The 16,520-nt window shown below is 63.1% G+C and carries 23 protein-coding genes and 1 tRNA gene; 16 read left to right on the forward strand and 8 right to left on the reverse strand.

Going from position 1 to position 16,520, the window contains the following annotated elements; translation table 11 throughout:
* The first annotated feature begins 5 nt into the window (after positions 1-5).
* Genes ACLP9N_RS20260 through ACLP9N_RS20280 form a run of 5 tightly spaced genes read left to right on the forward strand, consistent with a single transcriptional unit; the run spans position 6 to position 4,095 of the window.
* Positions 6-953, forward strand: coding sequence for an ABC transporter substrate-binding protein (locus ACLP9N_RS20260; protein ID WP_442409088.1), 948 nt, complete (start codon positions 6-8; stop codon positions 951-953).
* The gene (locus ACLP9N_RS20265; protein WP_442409089.1) at positions 950-2,059 is read left to right on the forward strand and encodes an ABC transporter ATP-binding protein; all 1,110 of its coding nucleotides are present in this window, start codon (positions 950-952) and stop codon (positions 2,057-2,059) included. The genes ACLP9N_RS20260 and ACLP9N_RS20265 overlap by 4 nt, the downstream gene beginning before the upstream one ends.
* Before the next feature lie 2 nt (positions 2,060-2,061).
* Positions 2,062-2,751: an ABC transporter permease gene (locus ACLP9N_RS20270; RefSeq protein WP_442409090.1), complete on the forward strand. Its 690-nt coding sequence runs from the start codon at positions 2,062-2,064 to the stop codon at positions 2,749-2,751.
* Positions 2,748-3,479: an ABC transporter permease gene (locus ACLP9N_RS20275; RefSeq protein WP_442409091.1), complete on the forward strand. Its 732-nt coding sequence runs from the start codon at positions 2,748-2,750 to the stop codon at positions 3,477-3,479. The genes ACLP9N_RS20270 and ACLP9N_RS20275 overlap by 4 nt, the downstream gene beginning before the upstream one ends.
* A 19-nt stretch (positions 3,480-3,498) precedes the next feature.
* On the forward strand, positions 3,499-4,095 hold the full coding sequence (locus ACLP9N_RS20280; protein WP_442409092.1) for a putative glycolipid-binding domain-containing protein: 597 nt from the start codon (positions 3,499-3,501) through the stop codon (positions 4,093-4,095).
* Here ACLP9N_RS20280 and ACLP9N_RS20285 read toward each other — a convergent pair.
* Complete coding sequence (locus ACLP9N_RS20285) at positions 4,058-5,002, reverse strand: prephenate dehydrogenase (RefSeq protein ID WP_442409113.1); 945 nt, start codon at positions 5,000-5,002, stop codon at positions 4,058-4,060. The two genes, ACLP9N_RS20280 and ACLP9N_RS20285, sit on opposite strands and share 38 nt — an antisense overlap.
* A gap of 165 nt (positions 5,003-5,167) precedes the next feature.
* On the opposite strand from ACLP9N_RS20285, the gene ACLP9N_RS20290 reads away from it, so the two are divergent.
* The 5 genes from ACLP9N_RS20290 to ACLP9N_RS20310 all read left to right on the forward strand — a co-directional run bounded on the left by ACLP9N_RS20290 (position 5,168) and on the right by ACLP9N_RS20310 (position 7,685).
* Positions 5,168-5,689: a tRNA adenosine deaminase-associated protein gene (locus tag ACLP9N_RS20290; RefSeq protein ID WP_442409093.1), complete on the forward strand. Its 522-nt coding sequence runs from the start codon at positions 5,168-5,170 to the stop codon at positions 5,687-5,689.
* Positions 5,686-6,144, forward strand: a complete 459-nt coding sequence (locus ACLP9N_RS20295; RefSeq protein WP_442409094.1) for a nucleoside deaminase — start codon at positions 5,686-5,688, stop codon at positions 6,142-6,144. The genes ACLP9N_RS20290 and ACLP9N_RS20295 overlap by 4 nt, the downstream gene beginning before the upstream one ends.
* A gap of 29 nt (positions 6,145-6,173) precedes the next feature.
* Positions 6,174-6,260 (forward strand) — tRNA-Ser (locus ACLP9N_RS20300).
* A gap of 273 nt (positions 6,261-6,533) precedes the next feature.
* Complete coding sequence (locus ACLP9N_RS20305; RefSeq protein WP_442409095.1) at positions 6,534-6,857, forward strand: hypothetical protein; 324 nt, start codon at positions 6,534-6,536, stop codon at positions 6,855-6,857.
* Between the two features lie 81 nt (positions 6,858-6,938).
* Positions 6,939-7,685, forward strand: a complete 747-nt coding sequence (locus tag ACLP9N_RS20310) for a DUF732 domain-containing protein (RefSeq protein ID WP_442409096.1) — start codon at positions 6,939-6,941, stop codon at positions 7,683-7,685.
* Positions 7,686-7,793: 108 nt separating this feature from the next.
* On the opposite strand, the gene ACLP9N_RS20315 is transcribed toward ACLP9N_RS20310, so the two are convergent.
* The 3 genes from ACLP9N_RS20315 to ACLP9N_RS20325 form a co-directional block, all read right to left on the reverse strand.
* Positions 7,794-8,480 (reverse strand): RES family NAD+ phosphorylase, encoded by a 687-nt coding sequence (locus ACLP9N_RS20315; protein WP_442409097.1) that lies wholly within the window; start codon positions 8,478-8,480, stop codon positions 7,794-7,796.
* An 18-nt stretch (positions 8,481-8,498) separates the two neighbouring features.
* The gene (locus tag ACLP9N_RS20320) at positions 8,499-8,882 is read right to left on the reverse strand and encodes a hypothetical protein (protein WP_442409098.1); all 384 of its coding nucleotides are present in this window, start codon (positions 8,880-8,882) and stop codon (positions 8,499-8,501) included.
* A 367-nt stretch (positions 8,883-9,249) separates the two neighbouring features.
* Positions 9,250-9,498: a hypothetical protein gene (locus tag ACLP9N_RS20325; RefSeq protein ID WP_442409099.1), complete on the reverse strand. Its 249-nt coding sequence runs from the start codon at positions 9,496-9,498 to the stop codon at positions 9,250-9,252.
* A gap of 300 nt (positions 9,499-9,798) precedes the next feature.
* Here ACLP9N_RS20325 and ACLP9N_RS20330 point away from each other — a divergent pair, with 300 nt between their 5' ends.
* The 4 genes from ACLP9N_RS20330 to ACLP9N_RS20345 are packed head-to-tail and all read left to right on the forward strand — an operon-like array spanning position 9,799 to position 11,133.
* A complete protein-coding gene (locus ACLP9N_RS20330; RefSeq protein WP_442409100.1) occupies positions 9,799-10,002 on the forward strand; it encodes a helix-turn-helix domain-containing protein in 204 nt (67 codons plus the stop codon).
* 42 nt (positions 10,003-10,044) lie between these two features.
* Positions 10,045-10,554 (forward strand): hypothetical protein, encoded by a 510-nt coding sequence (locus tag ACLP9N_RS20335; RefSeq protein ID WP_442409101.1) that lies wholly within the window; start codon positions 10,045-10,047, stop codon positions 10,552-10,554.
* Positions 10,547-10,825: a hypothetical protein gene (locus tag ACLP9N_RS20340; protein ID WP_442409102.1), complete on the forward strand. Its 279-nt coding sequence runs from the start codon at positions 10,547-10,549 to the stop codon at positions 10,823-10,825. Before ACLP9N_RS20335 ends, ACLP9N_RS20340 begins: the two co-directional genes overlap by 8 nt.
* A gap of 38 nt (positions 10,826-10,863) precedes the next feature.
* Positions 10,864-11,133, forward strand: coding sequence for a hypothetical protein (locus ACLP9N_RS20345; protein ID WP_442409103.1), 270 nt, complete (start codon positions 10,864-10,866; stop codon positions 11,131-11,133).
* Positions 11,134-11,147: 14 nt separating this feature from the next.
* Here ACLP9N_RS20345 and ACLP9N_RS20350 read toward each other — a convergent pair whose 3' ends face one another.
* The 4 genes from ACLP9N_RS20350 to ACLP9N_RS20365 form a co-directional block, all read right to left on the reverse strand.
* Positions 11,148-11,447, reverse strand: a complete 300-nt coding sequence (locus tag ACLP9N_RS20350; RefSeq protein ID WP_442409104.1) for a hypothetical protein — start codon at positions 11,445-11,447, stop codon at positions 11,148-11,150.
* A complete protein-coding gene (locus ACLP9N_RS20355; RefSeq protein WP_442409105.1) occupies positions 11,444-13,570 on the reverse strand; it encodes an AAA family ATPase in 2,127 nt (708 codons plus the stop codon). The genes ACLP9N_RS20350 and ACLP9N_RS20355 overlap by 4 nt, the downstream gene beginning before the upstream one ends.
* Positions 13,571-13,637: 67 nt before the next feature.
* The gene (locus tag ACLP9N_RS20360; RefSeq protein WP_442409106.1) at positions 13,638-14,726 is read right to left on the reverse strand and encodes a hypothetical protein; all 1,089 of its coding nucleotides are present in this window, start codon (positions 14,724-14,726) and stop codon (positions 13,638-13,640) included.
* Between the two features lie 41 nt (positions 14,727-14,767).
* Positions 14,768-15,022 (reverse strand): hypothetical protein, encoded by a 255-nt coding sequence (locus ACLP9N_RS20365; RefSeq protein WP_442409107.1) that lies wholly within the window; start codon positions 15,020-15,022, stop codon positions 14,768-14,770.
* A 97-nt stretch (positions 15,023-15,119) separates the two neighbouring features.
* Here ACLP9N_RS20365 and ACLP9N_RS20370 point away from each other — a divergent pair, with 97 nt between their 5' ends.
* Both ACLP9N_RS20370 and ACLP9N_RS20375 read left to right on the forward strand, forming a co-directional pair.
* On the forward strand, positions 15,120-15,497 hold the full coding sequence (locus ACLP9N_RS20370) for a helix-turn-helix domain-containing protein (protein ID WP_442409108.1): 378 nt from the start codon (positions 15,120-15,122) through the stop codon (positions 15,495-15,497).
* A complete protein-coding gene (locus ACLP9N_RS20375; RefSeq protein WP_442409109.1) occupies positions 15,497-16,477 on the forward strand; it encodes a tyrosine-type recombinase/integrase in 981 nt (326 codons plus the stop codon). The genes ACLP9N_RS20370 and ACLP9N_RS20375 overlap by 1 nt, the downstream gene beginning before the upstream one ends.
* Positions 16,478-16,520: the final 43 nt, after the last annotated feature.

Genomic DNA, 16,520 nt, shown 5'->3' on the forward strand with positions numbered 1-16,520 from the left:
ACACCATGAAGATGCGGGGGCGTATGCGTATCGCGACCATCGCTGCGGCCGTGTGCCTTGCGGCGATGTGTCTGATTGCGGCCTGCGCTAACCCTGATCCGCTGGGCGCCGAGACCCGAAGCGTGAAATCCATCGTGGTCGGGTCCGCTGACTTTCCGGAATCCGAGATTGTCGCCGAGATCTACTCACAAGCATTGCAGGCCAACGGCTTTGATGCCGGGCGCCGTCCGGGAATCGGAAGCCGAGAGACGTATATACCTGCGCTCAAAGACCATTCGATCGACCTGGTACCGGAGTACATCGGCAACCTGTTGCTGTACTTCGCACCCAACTCAAAGGCGACCATGCTGGACGCCGTCGAGTTAGAGCTCCACCAGCGATTGCCCGCTGATCTCGCGATTCTGACCCCGTCGGCGGCTTCGGACACCGACACGGTCACCGTCACCAGTGCGACAGCCAAAGAGTGGAATCTGACAACAATCGCCGACTTGGCAGTACATTCGGCGGACGTGAGGTTCGCAGCGCCGTCAGATTTCCAGTCCCGCCCGTCCGGGCTGCCAGGCCTGAAGCAAAAGTACGGGCTCACCATTAGCCCTGGTAATTTCGTGGCGATCGAGGACGCTGGCGGCGCGGTGACCGTTCGCGCACTGGTCGAGGGAAGGGTGCACGCTGCCGACATCTTCAGCACATCACCGGCTATCTCGCAAAACCACTTGGTGGTACTCGAGGACCCTGAACATAACTTTCTGGCCGGCAACATTGTGCCACTGGTGAATTCGCAGAAGAAGTCCGACCTGCTCAATGCGGTGCTCGGCGCGGTATCGGCGAAACTGACTTCCGACGGGGTGGCCGCGCTAAACGCCGCGGTCGCTGGTAACGGGGGGATAGATCCCGCCCAGGCGGCACGAAATTGGGTGCGGGACAATGGCTTCAACCACCCAATCGGCCAATGATCGTCTTCGACAAAGTCACCAAGTTATTCTACGGAGGCACCACCGCCGTGGATCAGCTGAGCATGGAGGTACACGATGGTGAGTTGACGGTTTTCGTCGGCTCATCGGGCAGCGGCAAGACCACAGCGCTGCGAATGATCAACCGGATGATCGATCCGACCTCAGGGACCGTCACGGTCAACGGGAAGGATGTCTCGACCGTCGACCCGGTGAAGCTGCGTCTGGGGATCGGCTACGTCATCCAGAACGCGGGGCTGATGCCCCATCAACGGGTGATCGACAACATCGCAACCGTCCCCGTTTTGCGCGGCCAGTCGCGCCGGGCCGCCCGCAAAGCCGCTTACGAGGTGCTCGAACGGGTAGGACTGGACGCCAAGCTCGCTGCCCGCTATCCCGCGCAGCTATCCGGAGGAGAACAACAACGCGTCGGGGTGGCACGGGCATTAGCCGCCGATCCGCCGATTCTGTTGATGGACGAGCCGTTCTCCGCCGTCGACCCGGTTGTACGTAACGAGCTGCAAAACGAAATCCTAAATCTGCAAAGCGAATTGCGCAAAACCATCGTTTTCGTCACACACGACATCGACGAAGCGCTCAAGCTCGCCGATCGAGTCGCGGTGTTCGGACGCGGCGGTGTCCTAGAGCAATACGACCAACCGGTGCGGCTGCTGTCGCGCCCGGCTAGTGCCTTCGTATCGAAGTTCATCGGCCTGGGCCGCGGCTATCGTTGGCTGCAGCTCATCGGTGCGTCGGGGCTCCCGCTGCACCACATCGACCGGATCTCCGTCGGTAGCCTCTCCAATGACTCCAATGTTGAGGGCACCCACATTGCGGACGGCTGGATGCTGGTAGTCGACGACGACGTGCCGTTGGGTTGGATCGACGCCGACGCCGCCAGGCGGCACCGCAGTGGCGCACCGCTGTCCGACACCATCACCGCCGTCGGTTCACAGCTTCGACCAGGCGGAAACCTCAGCCAAGCCCTCGATGCGGCCTTGTCCTCGCCGTCAGCGATGGGCATTGCCGTTGACAGCGAAGGCAAAGTCATCGGCGGCGTATTGGCGACCGACGTGCTGGCCGCCGCAGACGCGCGCCGGAAGGCGTGACCGTGCACTATCTGCTTAAGCACCTCGACAGCGCCTGGGCGCTGACCGCCGTGCATCTGCGGCTGTCGCTGCTGCCGGTGTTGATCGGGCTGGCGATCGCGGTGCCGCTTGGCGTCTTGGTCCAGCGCGCGCCGATCCCGCGACGGCTGACGACCATAACGGCCAGTGTCGTGTTCACCCTTCCGTCGTTGGCACTGTTCGTCGTCTTGCCGCTGATCATCGGAACCCGGGTGCTCGACGAGGCGAACGTCATAGTGGCGCTAACGGCCTACACCGTGGCGCTGCTGGTGCGCGCGGTGCTCGAGGCGCTGGATGCGGTGCCGGTTCAAGTGCGCGACGCCGCTATTGCGGTCGGATACCCGACGTTCAAAAGGATTCTGAAAGTCGAACTGCCGCTGTCGATTCCAGTGATGGTCGCCGGGCTGCGGGTGGTCGTGGTAACCAATATCGCGATGGTCTCGGTGGGCTCGGTGATCGGTATCGGCGGCCTCGGGGCCTGGTTCACCGCCGGGTATCAGACCAATAAAAGTGATCAGATCATTGCCGGCATCATTGTCCTGTTGGCGCTTGCGGTCGTGGTCGACCTGCTGATCGTCGTGGCAGGCCGGCTGCTCACGCCGTGGGAACGGGGGGCGCGCGTCACCCGCAGGCAACGCCCGCTGGGGCCGCCGATGGTGGGTGGAGCGCGATGAACTTCGTCGAAAAGGCGGTGTCGTACCTGCTGGCCGCCGACAACTGGACCGGTCCCGTCGGGCTGGCGGCGCGCACCATTGAGCATTTGGAATACACCGCGATGGGGGTGGGGGCATCCGCGCTGATAGCCGTCCCGATCGGGCTGATCGTCGGGCACACTGGTCGCGGCACGGTGTTGGTGGTGGGCGCGGTCAACGGACTGCGCGCGCTGCCGACGTTAGGCGTGTTGTTACTCGGGGTGCTGCTCTTCGGGTTGGGCATGGGGCCGCCGCTGGTTGCGCTGATGCTGCTCGGCGTCCCGTCGCTGCTGGCCGGCACGTATGCGGGCATCGCCAATGTCGATCCCACGGTGGTCGATGCCGCCCGTGCGATGGGTATGACGGAGACCCAGGTGCTGATGCGCGTGGAGGTGCCAAACGCGATGCCCCTGATTCTGGGTGGGTTGCGCAGCGCGACGCTGCAGGTGGTCGCCACCGCGACGGTTGCCGCCTATGCCAGTCTCGGCGGGTTGGGCCGCTATCTGATCGACGGGATCAAGATGCGTGAATTTCAGCTGGCCCTGGTCGGTGCACTTATGGTCGCAGCGCTGGCGCTGATCCTGGACGGGCTGCTGGCGCTGGCGGTGTGGTTGTCGGTGCCTGGCACCGGTCGGCTGCGCATGCTGGTCGCTCATCCGGAGCGCGTGGGCGAGGCCACAGTTACCGCCAAACCCGCCGCGGTTCGTTGACACGTTTTACGGTAGATGAGTGAACGCAGCCTCTGATCCGACTCCGAGCGTCTGGCCCGCGATGTTGACTTGGCGTGCACAGGACGTCTCGCGCATGGAATCGGTCCGAGTGCAGCTGTCCGGTAAGCGAATCAAAGCCAACGGCCGCATCGTGGCCGCCGCGACCGCGACCAATCCGGCGTTCGGCGCTTTCTACGAAGTGCAGACCGACGAGAGTGGTGCCACCAAACGGTTCGGGCTGACGGTCACGCTGGCCGAGCGGGAACGCCAGCTCGCCATTTCGCGCGACGAGGAGAACATGTGGTTGGTGACCGACCATCAGGGGGAGAGTCGCGCTGCGTACAACGGCGCTCTTGACCTCGACGTGGTGTTCAGCCCGTTCTTCAACGCGCTGCCGATCCGGCGCCTGGGCCTACACGAACGGGCGGACGCGGTCACGTTGCCGGTGGTCTATGTGAACGTGCCCGAGATGACGGTCAGCGCGGCCACCGTGAGTTACACCGGCCAGGGACGTCTGGACGGGATCAAGTTGCGTTCCCCGGTCGCCGACACCAGCGTGCGCGTCGACGCCGACGGGTTCATCGTGGACTATCCAGGATTGGCAGAGCGGATCTGATCACTCCGCCTGCCCGCCCCGCGGCGGCCAGCTCCTCGCGCCAGTTCTCGGCGCCGATAACCACTGCGAAGATATCGGAGCGCGGGAAGCTGTCGTAACGTGTCCGCGCCGCGTGGCCCGCCTCGACGAGCTCGGCCACCGAGTTGTGGGAGGCAAGCGAGTCGCGGGCACGGCTCAGCAGCTCGATGGCCCGGTCCACCGCCGGCACCAATTGGCCGGAGTTGCCTTCACACATCGCGCGCACCAGGTCCGGGGCGCTGCCCGCTACCCGAGTGGCGTCGCGGAAAGAACCTGCGGCCAGCGCGAAGGCCAGCGGGACCTCGCCGGCGCCGATGGCGAGTGCCTCGGCGAGCAGGTGCGGCAGATGTGAGATGGCGGCAGCGGCGGCGTCGTGCTCGTCGGATTTGGCCGGCACCACCACCGCTCCGCAGTCCAGCGCCAACGTCATGACCATCGAAAACACGACCGGGTCCACATGGTCGTCGACGCTGACCACCCACGGGGCCATGGTGAACAATCCGGCGTGGCCCGCTGCCCAACCCGAATTTTCGGTGCCCGTCATCGGGTGACCGCCGACGAATCGTTCCTGTAGACCGGCGGCGGTGACCGCCCCCAGCACCGCGCTTTTGACGCTGGTGACGTCGGTAAGCGGACAGTCTGGAGCCAATTCGCTGACGTGGGCGAGCATCCCCGGCACCGCCGGCATCGGTACCGCCAGCACGATCAACGCCTCGCTATCGGCGGCGCGCGTCAGCGTGTCGGTGAGTTCAGTCGTGGCGTCAAAGCCGTCGGCGAGGGCCCCCTGGGCGCTTTCCACCGACCGGTTGTAGCCGAACACTTCACGGCCGACCGCCGCGGTGGCCCGCATTAGCGAGCCGCCGATGAGTCCCAGCCCGAGCACGCACACCGGTGTCTGAGAAACAGGGCGAGTAGCAGGGCCAGCCACAGTCCAAGGTTGGCACAGTTCGGCTGGCGGTGATGCTCTCGGGTGCGCTTCCTCTTGTCGGCTCGTTTGGGTTCCATCTGACCTGATCTGGTCATGGGGCCTGGTCAGCGACTACCGTAAGCGCCCATGGGAGCACAACGGGCCTCAGCGAAAGGCCCGGCGGCGGACGTGCCGGACGGTTTCGGCGTTGCGGTCGTGCGCGAAGAGGGCAAATGGCACTGTTCTGCGATGGCGCCCAAGTCGCTGGCGAGTCTGAACGCCGCTGAGACGGAACTGCGTGAACTGCGCAGTGCGGGCGCGGTCTTTGGACTCCTGGACGTCGACGACGAATTCTTCGTCATCGTGCGCCCGGCGCCCTCCGGGACCCGGCTGTTGCTCTCGGACGCCACCGCCGCCCTGGATTACGACATCGCCGCCGAAGTCCTGGACAACCTGGACGCCGACATCGACCCCGAGGACCTCGAGGACGCGGACCCGTTCGAGGAGGGCGACCTGGGGTTGCTGTCCGATGTTGGGCTGTCCGAAGCGGTGCTCGGGGTGATCCTGGACGAAACCGATCTGTACGCCGACGAGCAACTGGGCCGCATCGCCCGGGAAATGGGCTTCGCCGAGCAGCTGTCGGCGGTGATCGACCGCCTCGGTCGGTGACGACGGACGAAGATCTGATCCGGGCCGCACTGGCGGTTGCCGCGACGGCCGGCCCGCGTGACGTTCCGGTCGGCGCGGTGGTCATCGGCGCCGACGGAACCGAACTGGCCCGGGCGGTGAATGCCCGTGAGGCCCTTGGTGATCCAACCGCGCACGCGGAAATCCTGGCGATGCGGGCGGCGGCCCGGGTGCTCGGCGACGGATGGCGGCTGCAGGGGACCACGCTGGCCGTCACCGTCGAACCGTGCACCATGTGCGCGGGCGCATTGGTGCTGGCACGCGTCGAGCGGCTGGTGTTCGGGGCCTGGGAACCCAAGACCGGTGCGGTCGGCTCACTGTGGGACGTGGTCCGCGATCGGCGGCTCAACCATCGCCCTGCGGTGCGGGCGGGGGTGCTCGCCAAGGAGTGCGCCGCGCCGCTGGAGGCCTTCTTCGCCCGCCAGCGATTGGGGTGAGCGCTCCCTGGTTCGGTAAGCTGCACGGCGGTGGCGTGTCCGAGCGGCCTAAGGAGCACGCCTCGAAAGCGTGTGACGGCTAACACCGTCCGAGGGTTCAAATCCCTCCGCCACCGCCCAGGTAGGGACGTCGAAACCGGCTCTGACCAGCCGATTGACGTTCCTTGTGATTCGTTGTGATTGCGCTGAATTATCTGTAACTGTGCTCAAAGTGTGCTCAAAGTGTGCTCACGGGCCTACCGTCGCCCGTCGTGGATCTGATAGACGCGCGGTCTCGACAGGAGACCTTTGTGCCCCGCATGAGGTGACTTTCGCCAGTAGCTACGCAGACGGCTCGGGTGATGAGCTTCCCTAACACGTGTCACGTCTTATGAAAGGGCACCGGCACAATGGACTTCCTGAACCCTTGGGCCATCATCGTCTGGTGCCTGATCTTTGGGGCCATCGCAGCCGCTATCGGCCAAAAGAAGAACCTCCTCGTGGCCGAGTCGTTTTTATGGGGCGCACTCCTGGGAATCATCGGCGTGATCATCGTGATCTTTCGGCGGCCCGGACTGCCTAAAGCGCCACCGGGCATGCGCGCGGCGAAGTGCCCACTGTGCAACGCTGTCCAGAACATCCCGGAGACGCAGCCCGGGTGCGTGTGCTGGCAGTGCGGCACGAAGCTGAAACGAGGGATTACACCAGTTAAGGGCAGCATGCGTCGTAGTTGATCACGGCGTCGGGTGGTCGCGTACTGCCCCTCAGTTCATCGTGCCTAGCGATAGATGGTGACGAGAATAAAGGCACAGCACATGATTACAGCAAGGATCGGGGTTGCGGCGTCAGCCGCCGCCCTGGTCGCGATGGCGATCATCCTCGTCGGCTGCGGCGCGCCAAGCCAAACAACAGGAAGACCGTCGGCAACTCCGGGCCTGTCGGCAACCGACAGGGCTTTCATCCATGACCTCGACTTGTTTAGGGTCACCTACACGACACCCGAGCACGCGATATCCACCGCCCACGAAATCTGCAACAAATTTACGTCGGGTTCAAGCCGTGCCGCCGTCGAGGATTTCTACACCCCGCAACGCGAATGGGGCGATCCGCTGATGCTCATATCAATTGCCGTCGGCCAGTATTGCCCACAGTATTTGCAGCCCGGAGGGCCGGAGCGCTCATACCCCTCGGTGACCGCGACAGCCGCACCGATCACACCCCCGCCCGGTGCTCATCACTCGGCGGTGGCCGATGTGTGGGTGCCCGGCAACGCTTCCCTCGTGGAGGGTTCACCTGAGTCCGAACGATGGGAACTTGAGGGCACTTCCTACCAAGATGCCGTCGCGCAAGAGGCAGCCCTGATACCCGTAGGCCAGCCCCTCAACGGTCACCCCTACTGCCGAAAAACAGCCATACCGCCCGATAGCACCGACAACACCTCGTGGTTTTGGGGACGGCCACGCGAGGCGTTAATAGTCTCGGTGTTTCAAGGGTTTTCTACCGGCGACAATGCGGCGGTCGTCATCCGGCACACCACCGAAGCATCGTTATTTTGTCAGTAAGGGCACAGAAATGATTACAGCGAGGATCGGGGTTGGGGCGTCAGCCGCCGCCCTAGTCGACCTCGGAGCGCTGGGAGTCTCCCGCGCCGCGACGACGCCCCTCACTGCTCAGAAGATTCGCAACCCCCACATGTCCGCCACCTGGCGCAGCTCGGGGTTGTTCTGTTGAATCGACTGACGACCATTTTCGACGATGCGCGTTCCGTTAAATACAGCCCAGCATTCTTCATTGGGCAGGACGCGCGACAGATATCGGACACCCGAGTATCTAGGTTCGTCATCGTCGGCGGCCCAGTAAGCCCAGCTTGACATCGCACGTGTAATCAGCCGATTCTTGCCGCGTACAGTGTCGACGTCGAGAACATCGACACCGAATGCGGTGAGTTCGTCAGCCATCACGGATGTCAAGTACTCGTGCGTAACCGGGTCGTCGATGTCGACGAATGGCAGCGAGTCCAGGATGTGCGCCCTCACAATCGTGCGCTGCTCGCGCCAGTCCTGAGGAACGCCACCGCAGACCACGAAACCGGGGTCCACATTCTTCAGAAGCGCACGCATTTTCGCCGTGGGGCGATACCTCGCAAGGGTCTCGGCGAAGCAGACCACGACGTTTGTGCCGCAATAGATGACGCCTCCGCCTACAACATCAAATCTGTTACCGGCTCTGGGTTGCAACGCATCTTCCGCGGCTATCCAACTGGGCTTTAGCGGGCCAGAACAGCGCGCAACGCGATACAGAGGTTCAGGCGGCGGTTCGACTAGCTTGGGGCCCGCCAAATGCGACGCAGCAGCCACCCGTAACGATTACCCCCCTTATCCTCCAGCGATGAATGCTCGGGCTGCGGCCATCGTCCCACGGAAATCGCCTGCTTTAATAGCTTCCGCCGGCGATTCGTCGTCGAGCTGTGGGTTCATTCCCATAAACCAGGCTCTAATGGTGTGGTTGGCCTCGACTTCAAGAATGAGGTTGAAGATCTGATAGGCCGCTCGGAGACGTTTCTCTGCGTCTTCGCGGGGTTGATCGCCATCCTTGATGTATCGGGCGATTGTGCGTTTGTCCACGTCAGCGATGAACGCGGTCAGGGTCGGTCCGAGGTTGTCAGTCAGGAATTCGGCGATCTCGGCAGTGTCGGTCTTGACCGCCGCGGCGTGTGCCGCCTGCGCCTTCGACCGAGTGACCACCTTTGCTTTCGCCATCCTTCGTCACCCCTTTCTACATACTTTTATCCAGAGCTTGGCTAGCCTATGTCCGGGCTATGTACCACCAAGTATCCGCTCTATCTGCAGCTTGCCAGTACCCAGTGTCACTGACCACCGGTTTCTCTGAAGGCGATTTCGGCTGATCAGCCCTATACCAACCGGTAATCCGGTCTGCGCACTAGTCACCTTCCGGGAGGGAGAATACCTCCCCTAAGGAGGCATTGAGGGCACGCAATGCACTACCTGACGCCCATGCGCCCATAGTTATCCACAGGCGGCACCGGTGTGATGGAGATCACATTTTTGCGATTCTGCCGTGCGGTCGTGTCGACCTCCGGGAGGTTTGGGTTCCCAACCCGGCGCATCAGTCTGCCGTGCGGATGCCAGCCCAACGGTCGATCTCGTCGGCGCCCAGCAGCTCATCGGAGGCCGCGGCCAGCGCGCGGGCCAACGCCGACGCCTCCCCGCTCGTCAGATAGTCGCAGGCGTCCAGCCCGGCGATGCGGATCAGCTGCTCAACCTCGCCGTCGGCGTGACAGGTGAACGCGGCCACGACAACATCACTGTCCGGTCCCGGCCGCACGACGGCCCGCGGCATTCCCTCAATAATCATGGCTGTCAGTGTGGTCCGCAAAAGTGTTGTCTGGCAAGCATTCTGATTGTCGGACGATCATTCCGGGAAAAGGACTTCGAGGCCGTCGGCGATATCGACCCGCGCGGCCACCACCAATCGTTACCTTTTTGTGATCTGGCGCGCTGACCGGCGATGATGCCGGAAGCTGTACTGCGCAAGTCAAGCCTCTAGCAGTACAACCGTTGCGCGACAACGGGATTCGTTGCCGATACGCGGTTGCCGGTGCAGAATGGTCACTGCTGCCCATGCGCACACATATCGACACATCGAAGGACAAACATGTCTAACCGTCGCCACCGGCGCCACCCCGATCTGATGCCACTGCCTGAAGCCGCCCAATACTGCTCGGTGAGCTACCGCACCCTTCGCCGCTGGATCGCCGATGGCCGTCTGGACGCGGTACGCGTCGGCCCGCGGCTACTGTTCGTCAAAACCGCCGACCTGGACAAGCTGATAACCCCGGCCGGCGGCGGCGCGAAATGAAGAAACATCAACCATCACAACAAGATTGGAAGAGACAAAGAAATGACCACTAAAGATCCCATCATCCGCCTGGATTGGAGCGACATCGACTCGACGGCGATCTATCCCCGCTGGCGCTTCCACGCGGTGTGTGATGGTCCGCGCGAGTATCGCATCGCCCAGCAGGCGCGCGAAAACGGTGGGTGGTGGCATCTGTTGATGCTGACCAACGACGGCTACGCGAACAGCCAGAACTTCCGCACCCTCGACGACGCGAAGCGCGCCGCCGAGGCGTGGGAGTCGGTGAAAACCGCCGAAGGAACACTGGACGCCGAAGGACGTCAACAGCTAGATCAATTACGACAACACGCCCGTGAATTAGCCCCCGAGGCAGACAGTTTCGAGGAATTCGCGGAGGCGTTTGGGCTAGGTTCTGTCTGCGAACGCTGCGGACGCAAGGGTCTTGACGATGAGGATTACACGGACTGCGATGTTGTGCCTGGTGATGACCCCGAAGCGCCCTTCGACATTCTTGTCTGCAACGAGTGCCTAAAGAAGGAAACGCATGAGTAAATTGCAACGCCGAAAATGGGTGCCCGACGTTCGCATGATCGCCGACCAGCTCATCGCCGACTACCGCAGCGCCACTTTCAGCGTCGAAGGCATCGGCGGCCCGGGCGAGCGCATACCTGAAGGCGACCTGGACGCGATCGGCACGATGGCATCATGGTTGGCCACGGCGGCAGACCACGGCGAGGAATTCCAGGAGGACGATTGGATTTGCCTGGTGCAAGAGTTGGCCAGCCGCGCGGCATGGCCCCGCGGCCCCGGGGTGACGCAGTGAGCCGACCGGTTTCCCAACAAGATTGGAGGACTGCTCCGATGACTGCGAAGCGCAGACCGCCCCAACTAACCTGGTGGTTGATGGCCAGCGCCGCGGTGGGCGTAATGATCGCGGCGCAACTCAACAATGCCGCCGATACTGTCGGCGGGCATGAAACGTGCCAGCCGGCGCCGGCGGGCATTTCGCCGACAACGACACCACCCGTTGTGCGCACCGAAGGTCCACGGCCACGCCCACCGGCGCCGCCGCCGGGATCAACGCCAGCGCCGGGCCGCGGCGGATCCGCCCACCGCACCGATACGGCCTGACTAATCCCCGCGACTCAGCCGTAGGCGATGTGATCAAATTTGGTCAGATCCGCCGAATATATATCCGGGATTTTCTCCCACCGCACGTCGAGCCCTCGCTCGCGCAGCGACCCCTCGATATCGGACCGGCTCGGCGCGCCCAACGGATTCTGGTCCCGCGGGCGAAGAGTGGACAGCTGCTCCATCATCGAACGCTGCACCGGGGGCCTATTCGGCGGCTGTGGGGGCGGCTGGTAGCCGGTGCTGCGGGCCGGCGGGGGAGCCACGTAGGGGACCCGGTCGCCGGGACCGGCCCCGGTGGGCGGGTGTGTCATTCTCGGGATGAAGTTGGGTGGCGGAGCACCCTCCCAGTAGGACCCGTGCGGCCCGGTCGTTCCCGGCCCCTTTTGGACCCATTGCCCGGTGTCGCTCTCGATCGGTACCGGGGGGTTAACGTCCCACGGCGCGATCGACGGCACCGAACTGCTCTGCCGGCCAGGCGGCGCCCCAGGCGGGGACGGGGCTTGCGGCGGCGGCCCCGTACCACCGCCCAAACCACCACCAGGAGGACCGGGAGCGGGGGCGGGAGCGGGATGTTGGGGTTCTGTGCTTCCAGCAAACATTTTTGCTTGGCGCAGTAGCCGCGGGTAATGGATTCGGGATGCATGAGCGGATCGCCGCAGTGCTTGCAGCGCGGCTTGTCGTCTATAAAAGAGTGTGTGTTAGGAGTGTTATAAGTGTTATTTTCTTCGTTCGATATAACACTCCTAACACGTTCTTTAGGGGGCTCGACATCGTTTTCCGCGTCGTCGGACTGGTCGGACTCGTCGCCCACAGGACCGTAAACCCCACGCTTGATCCTGTCGATGCGACCCGAGCTAGCTAACCGAGCGAGATAGACCGTGGCCGTGGGAGCGCCAAAGCCAAGGGGCTGCAAGTCTTCCGCGCGGGTCTCTTTGCGACTGTTCACGAAGGTGAGAACTTTGAACGCACGTTCGTCCAGTTTTCCTCTTTCAATTCGCTCGTCGGCCTTCTCGGCGGCGGTGTCGAAGCTGCCGCCGTCGAGCTTCCACACGCCTTCGCCGGTGAGCAGCATCGCGTATTCGTCTTCACGAACGTCGCGGCTGGTGACCGACAGCAGGCCCTCACTGCTTTTGCGTTTGCGGGCGAGCAACAAAATATAGTCGGCGCTGCCGGTGACCCCCTGGGTGCCGGCAACGGTTTTCAGCCAGTCGTCGGACCCCATTTTGCGGTCGTGATGAATGACCAGAATCGCGGCACCGGGAATACGGTCAGCCGCGCGCTTGATGTAGCTGCCGATCTGGTAATCCGCGATGTAGGGGTCCTCGCCCGGTTTGCGCTGTGGACGCACCTTGCCGAACGTGTCCACGATGACAAGCGGCGGATCCTTGTCGTTGCGGTGACGTTGCAGCCACGCTTTGATTGTCGGCATGACCTCGCCGGGCTGGACGACGGTGAGGTAGTCCAACCGTTCGGGCAGCGGATCGTCGCCGTTCAAAATCCACATTCGTTTCTGCAATCGGCGTTCACCATCCTCAAGAGCAAGCAACAGCACTGCCCGCGGCTCGACTTTGATGCAGCCGAACACTCTCCCGCCTTGCGCGCAGGCCAGGGCAATAGCTATTGCCATCCACGACTTTCCGACCTTGGGTGATCCGGCCAGCACGCCGAAGCCCTCGTGGATCAGGTTGGGCACATGCTCGACCAGCTCGGCGAACGTCATATCGTCAAGTGCTGCCGCCGACTTCACGTCGGCGAGAAGCTCGCTTTCGACCTCGACGAAGTCGTCAAGCGTTTTTCCCGCGGCGATATGGTCGGCCGTGTCTTTGCCCACGGCGGCCTGCATGATCTGCACGGATTCGGCGATGGGTTCCAGAATCGCGGCGACCTCGGCGGCGTGACTGCGGCCGGGATCGTCGCGGTCTTGAACGATGAGGACGTGCTTGCCTTTCAGCGGCGACCAGTCGAACAGGTGGGCCTTGCCGGCGCCCATCGCATTGCACACCGCGACACCGCCGACGGCTTCGACGGCCAGGACGTCCTGCTCCCCTTCGACGACGTAGACGGTGTGGATCTCCTCGGTGATCTTGTCGGCCCGGAATAGAGCCGTCCCTTTGGTGTTGCCTTTCTGGCTGAACTGCTTGGTCGGTGTGCGATGGACGTCGCGGCCGTCCGGGTAGAGGTAGTCGGCGCCGCGGCTGTTGTCGAACAGGTCGGCCATCGTGCGCCCGAGACTGTTCACGATTGCATCGCAGGTGCAGCCCGCGTGGCAGCAGATCAGCACCCGGCCCTCGATCGCCGTGATACTCAGCGACGGGTTGGTGTCGTCATGGGCAGGGCATTGGGCCTTGGCGGTGGTGCCGGCGTCGATGACGGTCTGCCCGTTGTTTCGCAAATCGGCGATCAGCCGGTCGAAAGCTGTTGCGGCGGCGGTCACGGTGTCACCGCCGTCTTGTCGATCACGGTGACGTCGCGCAGCGCATCCTCGACACGCTGGCGGGCGGTCATGACCCGTCTCCAAACAAGTTTTGAACACGGTCGAGTGCTTCGAGGTCTGTCTCCTCCTCGTCCAGCACATCCTGATAAGCGTCGGTGTCCCAGACCTTCTCGATGGCGTCGGTGAACAACTGGCGCAGCAACATTGGTTCCAGTGCGTCGACCTCGACCTGAACACCACACCCGTCGTCAATCTCGTCGTCGGTGAACGTGTCGGCGAAGTTGAGTTTGAACGCGTCCATATTGGGGTCTGCTGCCTTGGCCGCGTTGCGCGCCAGCACATACTGGTCGCACTGCTCGGGGGTGAGTGCCACCCGAAACTTGCGATACCGGTTGAAGTTGGGAATCCGCTTCCATGCTCGCGCGTGACCACGTTTGCGCCCATAGTCGGACGGCATGTCAGCCGGGTTCCAGTCCGGCAGTTCAGGATTGGCCCAGCAGTCGGTGCGGTCCACAAAGTTCTGCACAATCGACCAGCCGGTCGGATCGTGGTCGCCCGCATAGAGCAAAACGGCCGGCCGACCATCAGCGTCCACATGCCGGACAATCTGCTGTGCAAACGTCTGACTGCACTGTCCCGCAAGGGAAATGATCGGCAGCCCCAGATCATCGAACCAGCTATGCAATTGGGCTTTCAGACCGTCCTTCTCGACACCCAACCACAGTTGATACGGCTGTCCTTCGGTGTGATCCCGCCGGTAGTAGTCGCGCAGTTCGGCGACCGCTTCGTGTGGCGAGTCCCAGGACTGGACAACTTCGATCCGGCGGCGCTGGTCGATCAGGTCAGGGAACGTGCCCTCGTCGCGAGCCCTGGCCGTGTTGAGCGACAGTTGCTCGTAAGCCGACTTGCGGTTGGGGATACGGCCCCGCTCACCCGCGGGAAGCGACACGAGCCGGTAGAACAACTGTCGCAGTGTGACACCCGTGGAGTAGGACTCCACAATGTCCGCGGCGACCGGCAGGACATCACGCCAGTTGACCCGTTCATCTCCAAGCTTGATTGGAGTTTGGTGTCCGATACGCTCGGTGCTGTCTCGTCTGGCAACGGGTCTGGTCGCCGCCCTGGTGTTACTGCCGGGGCGGCGTTCTCGTGTCATGAGGTATCACCCGAGCCCACATCGGCCTCGGCGGCTCGTGCTCACGCGTTCACCGGACGGTCGGTGCGCTCGTAGGCGTTGGCGTCGAGCCAGGCGTACACATCGGCCAGCTTGTAGAAGACTTTCCGGCCGACCTTCCGGTAGACAGGTCCGCCGCCCTTGTGTCGCAACGCATTCCAAAACTGGTCGGTGGTGTCCGGGATGATGGTTTTCATCTGTGCTGCCGGAATGACGGTATTGGCGTCAACACCCTGGCTCACCCACGCGACGACATCGCCGCGATCCAAGTCGGTCATAACCTGAGTCCTTTCGATAATCACGATGGTTTCGCGATTACCACAAGTTCTACCCACAGTCTGGACGTTTTGCAAACATCGCGGTAGATTCGCGGTTATGGCGAAAAAGGGGATGGAGTCGGGGCCGATGGGTAAAGCGGTCATCGAGAACATGACGCGGATACGGAAGCACCGAGGATTTACGCTCAACCAGCTATCGGAGCGCACCGAAGAGTCAGGCCGGAAGCTGAGCGTCTCCGCGCTGAGCCTGATCGCCACCGGGAAACGCCGGGTCGACGCGGATGATCTCTGGACGCTGGCCGTGGCCTTGGAGACAACGGTGCACGACTTGATGGGGATCACGTCTGCGGCCAAGCCGCTGTCGCCAGCCGCGCAGCAGATCGTCGACCTGGTGACCCTGCTGGACTTCAAAGGAGACCTCGGTGGCAAAAATTGGGACTCCAAAGGAGCTTACGAGGAAAAGGCACCGGGCTGATGGCAACAATTGAGGGCTACAGCACCGCGGCCGGGAAGCGGTACCAGGTCCGTTACCGCACGCCGAAGCGGACCACGACCTGCAAGCGCGGCTTCCGCACGAAACGTGATGCCCAAGAGTTCGCATCCACCGTCGAGGTCGAGAAGATGACCGGCACCTACGTTGCACCGTCACTCGGAATGATCACGATCGGCGAGCTGGCACCGGCATGGCTGGCCCGCAAACAGTCAGACGTGGCACCGTCCAACTACAGAATGTTGGAGTCGGCGTGGCGCATCCATGTCCAACCCGCTTGGGGCACAACACGTATCGCCGATATTGAACTGAACGGCGTCGAGCAGTGGATAGGCAGGATGGGCCGGAAGTCTGGTGCCACCACCGTGTTACGCAGCTTCGGTGTGCTGGCCGGCATCCTTGATGACGCGGTGAAAGCTCGGCGGCTGGCATCCAATCCGGCCCGCGGTGCCGAGAATCTCCCCCACAAGACGGGCAAACGCCGCGTGTACCTGTCGGCCGATGATGTTGGCCGGTTGGCTGCCGAGTCGGGGCAGCACCGCGCCCTGGTGCTCACGCTGGCCTACTGCGGCATCAGGTGGGGTGAGGCGGTGGCGCTGCGGGTGTCTGATGTGCAGTTTCTCCGCCGCCGTTTGAGCGTCCACGACAATGCCGTCCAGTTGGGTGTGGATCACGCGGTGGGTGTGACCAAGAGTCGTCAGGAACGGTCGGTGCCGGTGCCTGCGTTCGTGCTCGATGAATTGTCGGTGCAGTGTGCTAGGCGCGGCCTCGATGATCTCGTGTTCGGCGACGGCACCCACTACCTGCCCAGGCCCAAGTCGACCGACGGATGGTTTGTCGCGGCTGTCAGGCGGGCCAAAGTGCAGAAGATCAGCCCGCACGATTATGCCGACCTGCGCGTTATGCCGACATCGGCGCGATCGTCCCTGTGGCGCAATGGGTTCCGCCTGGTGAGGTCGGCATAACGACGCCGAGCTCGATCATTGTCTTCTTCCCATTCCCGGAGAG

The sequence above is a fragment of the Mycobacterium sp. genome (assembly GCF_052144515.1).
GTDB lineage: Bacteria > Actinomycetota > Actinomycetes > Mycobacteriales > Mycobacteriaceae > Mycobacterium.

Bases quoted from the DNA above. Each gene is read 5' to 3' on its own strand.
- ACLP9N_RS20260 (WP_442409088.1), top strand. From the start codon at position 6: ATGAAGATGCGGGGGCGTATGCGTATCGCGACCATCGCTGCGGCCGTG.
- ACLP9N_RS20265 (WP_442409089.1), top strand. From the start codon at position 950: ATGATCGTCTTCGACAAAGTCACCAAGTTATTCTACGGAGGCACCACC.
- ACLP9N_RS20275 (WP_442409091.1), top strand. From the start codon at position 2,748: ATGAACTTCGTCGAAAAGGCGGTGTCGTACCTGCTGGCCGCCGACAAC.
- ACLP9N_RS20290 (WP_442409093.1), top strand. From the start codon at position 5,168: ATGGGAGCACAACGGGCCTCAGCGAAAGGCCCGGCGGCGGACGTGCCG.
- ACLP9N_RS20305 (WP_442409095.1), top strand. From the start codon at position 6,534: ATGGACTTCCTGAACCCTTGGGCCATCATCGTCTGGTGCCTGATCTTT.
- ACLP9N_RS20310 (WP_442409096.1), top strand. From the start codon at position 6,939: ATGATTACAGCAAGGATCGGGGTTGCGGCGTCAGCCGCCGCCCTGGTC.
- ACLP9N_RS20320 (WP_442409098.1), bottom strand. From the start codon at position 8,882: ATGGCGAAAGCAAAGGTGGTCACTCGGTCGAAGGCGCAGGCGGCACAC.
- ACLP9N_RS20325 (WP_442409099.1), bottom strand. From the start codon at position 9,498: ATGATTATTGAGGGAATGCCGCGGGCCGTCGTGCGGCCGGGACCGGAC.
- ACLP9N_RS20330 (WP_442409100.1), top strand. From the start codon at position 9,799: ATGTCTAACCGTCGCCACCGGCGCCACCCCGATCTGATGCCACTGCCT.
- ACLP9N_RS20335 (WP_442409101.1), top strand. From the start codon at position 10,045: ATGACCACTAAAGATCCCATCATCCGCCTGGATTGGAGCGACATCGAC.
- ACLP9N_RS20340 (WP_442409102.1), top strand. From the start codon at position 10,547: ATGAGTAAATTGCAACGCCGAAAATGGGTGCCCGACGTTCGCATGATC.
- ACLP9N_RS20345 (WP_442409103.1), top strand. From the start codon at position 10,864: ATGACTGCGAAGCGCAGACCGCCCCAACTAACCTGGTGGTTGATGGCC.
- ACLP9N_RS20350 (WP_442409104.1), bottom strand. From the start codon at position 11,447: ATGACACACCCGCCCACCGGGGCCGGTCCCGGCGACCGGGTCCCCTAC.
- ACLP9N_RS20360 (WP_442409106.1), bottom strand. From the start codon at position 14,726: ATGACACGAGAACGCCGCCCCGGCAGTAACACCAGGGCGGCGACCAGA.
- ACLP9N_RS20365 (WP_442409107.1), bottom strand. From the start codon at position 15,022: ATGACCGACTTGGATCGCGGCGATGTCGTCGCGTGGGTGAGCCAGGGT.
- ACLP9N_RS20370 (WP_442409108.1), top strand. From the start codon at position 15,120: ATGGCGAAAAAGGGGATGGAGTCGGGGCCGATGGGTAAAGCGGTCATC.
- ACLP9N_RS20375 (WP_442409109.1), top strand. From the start codon at position 15,497: ATGGCAACAATTGAGGGCTACAGCACCGCGGCCGGGAAGCGGTACCAG.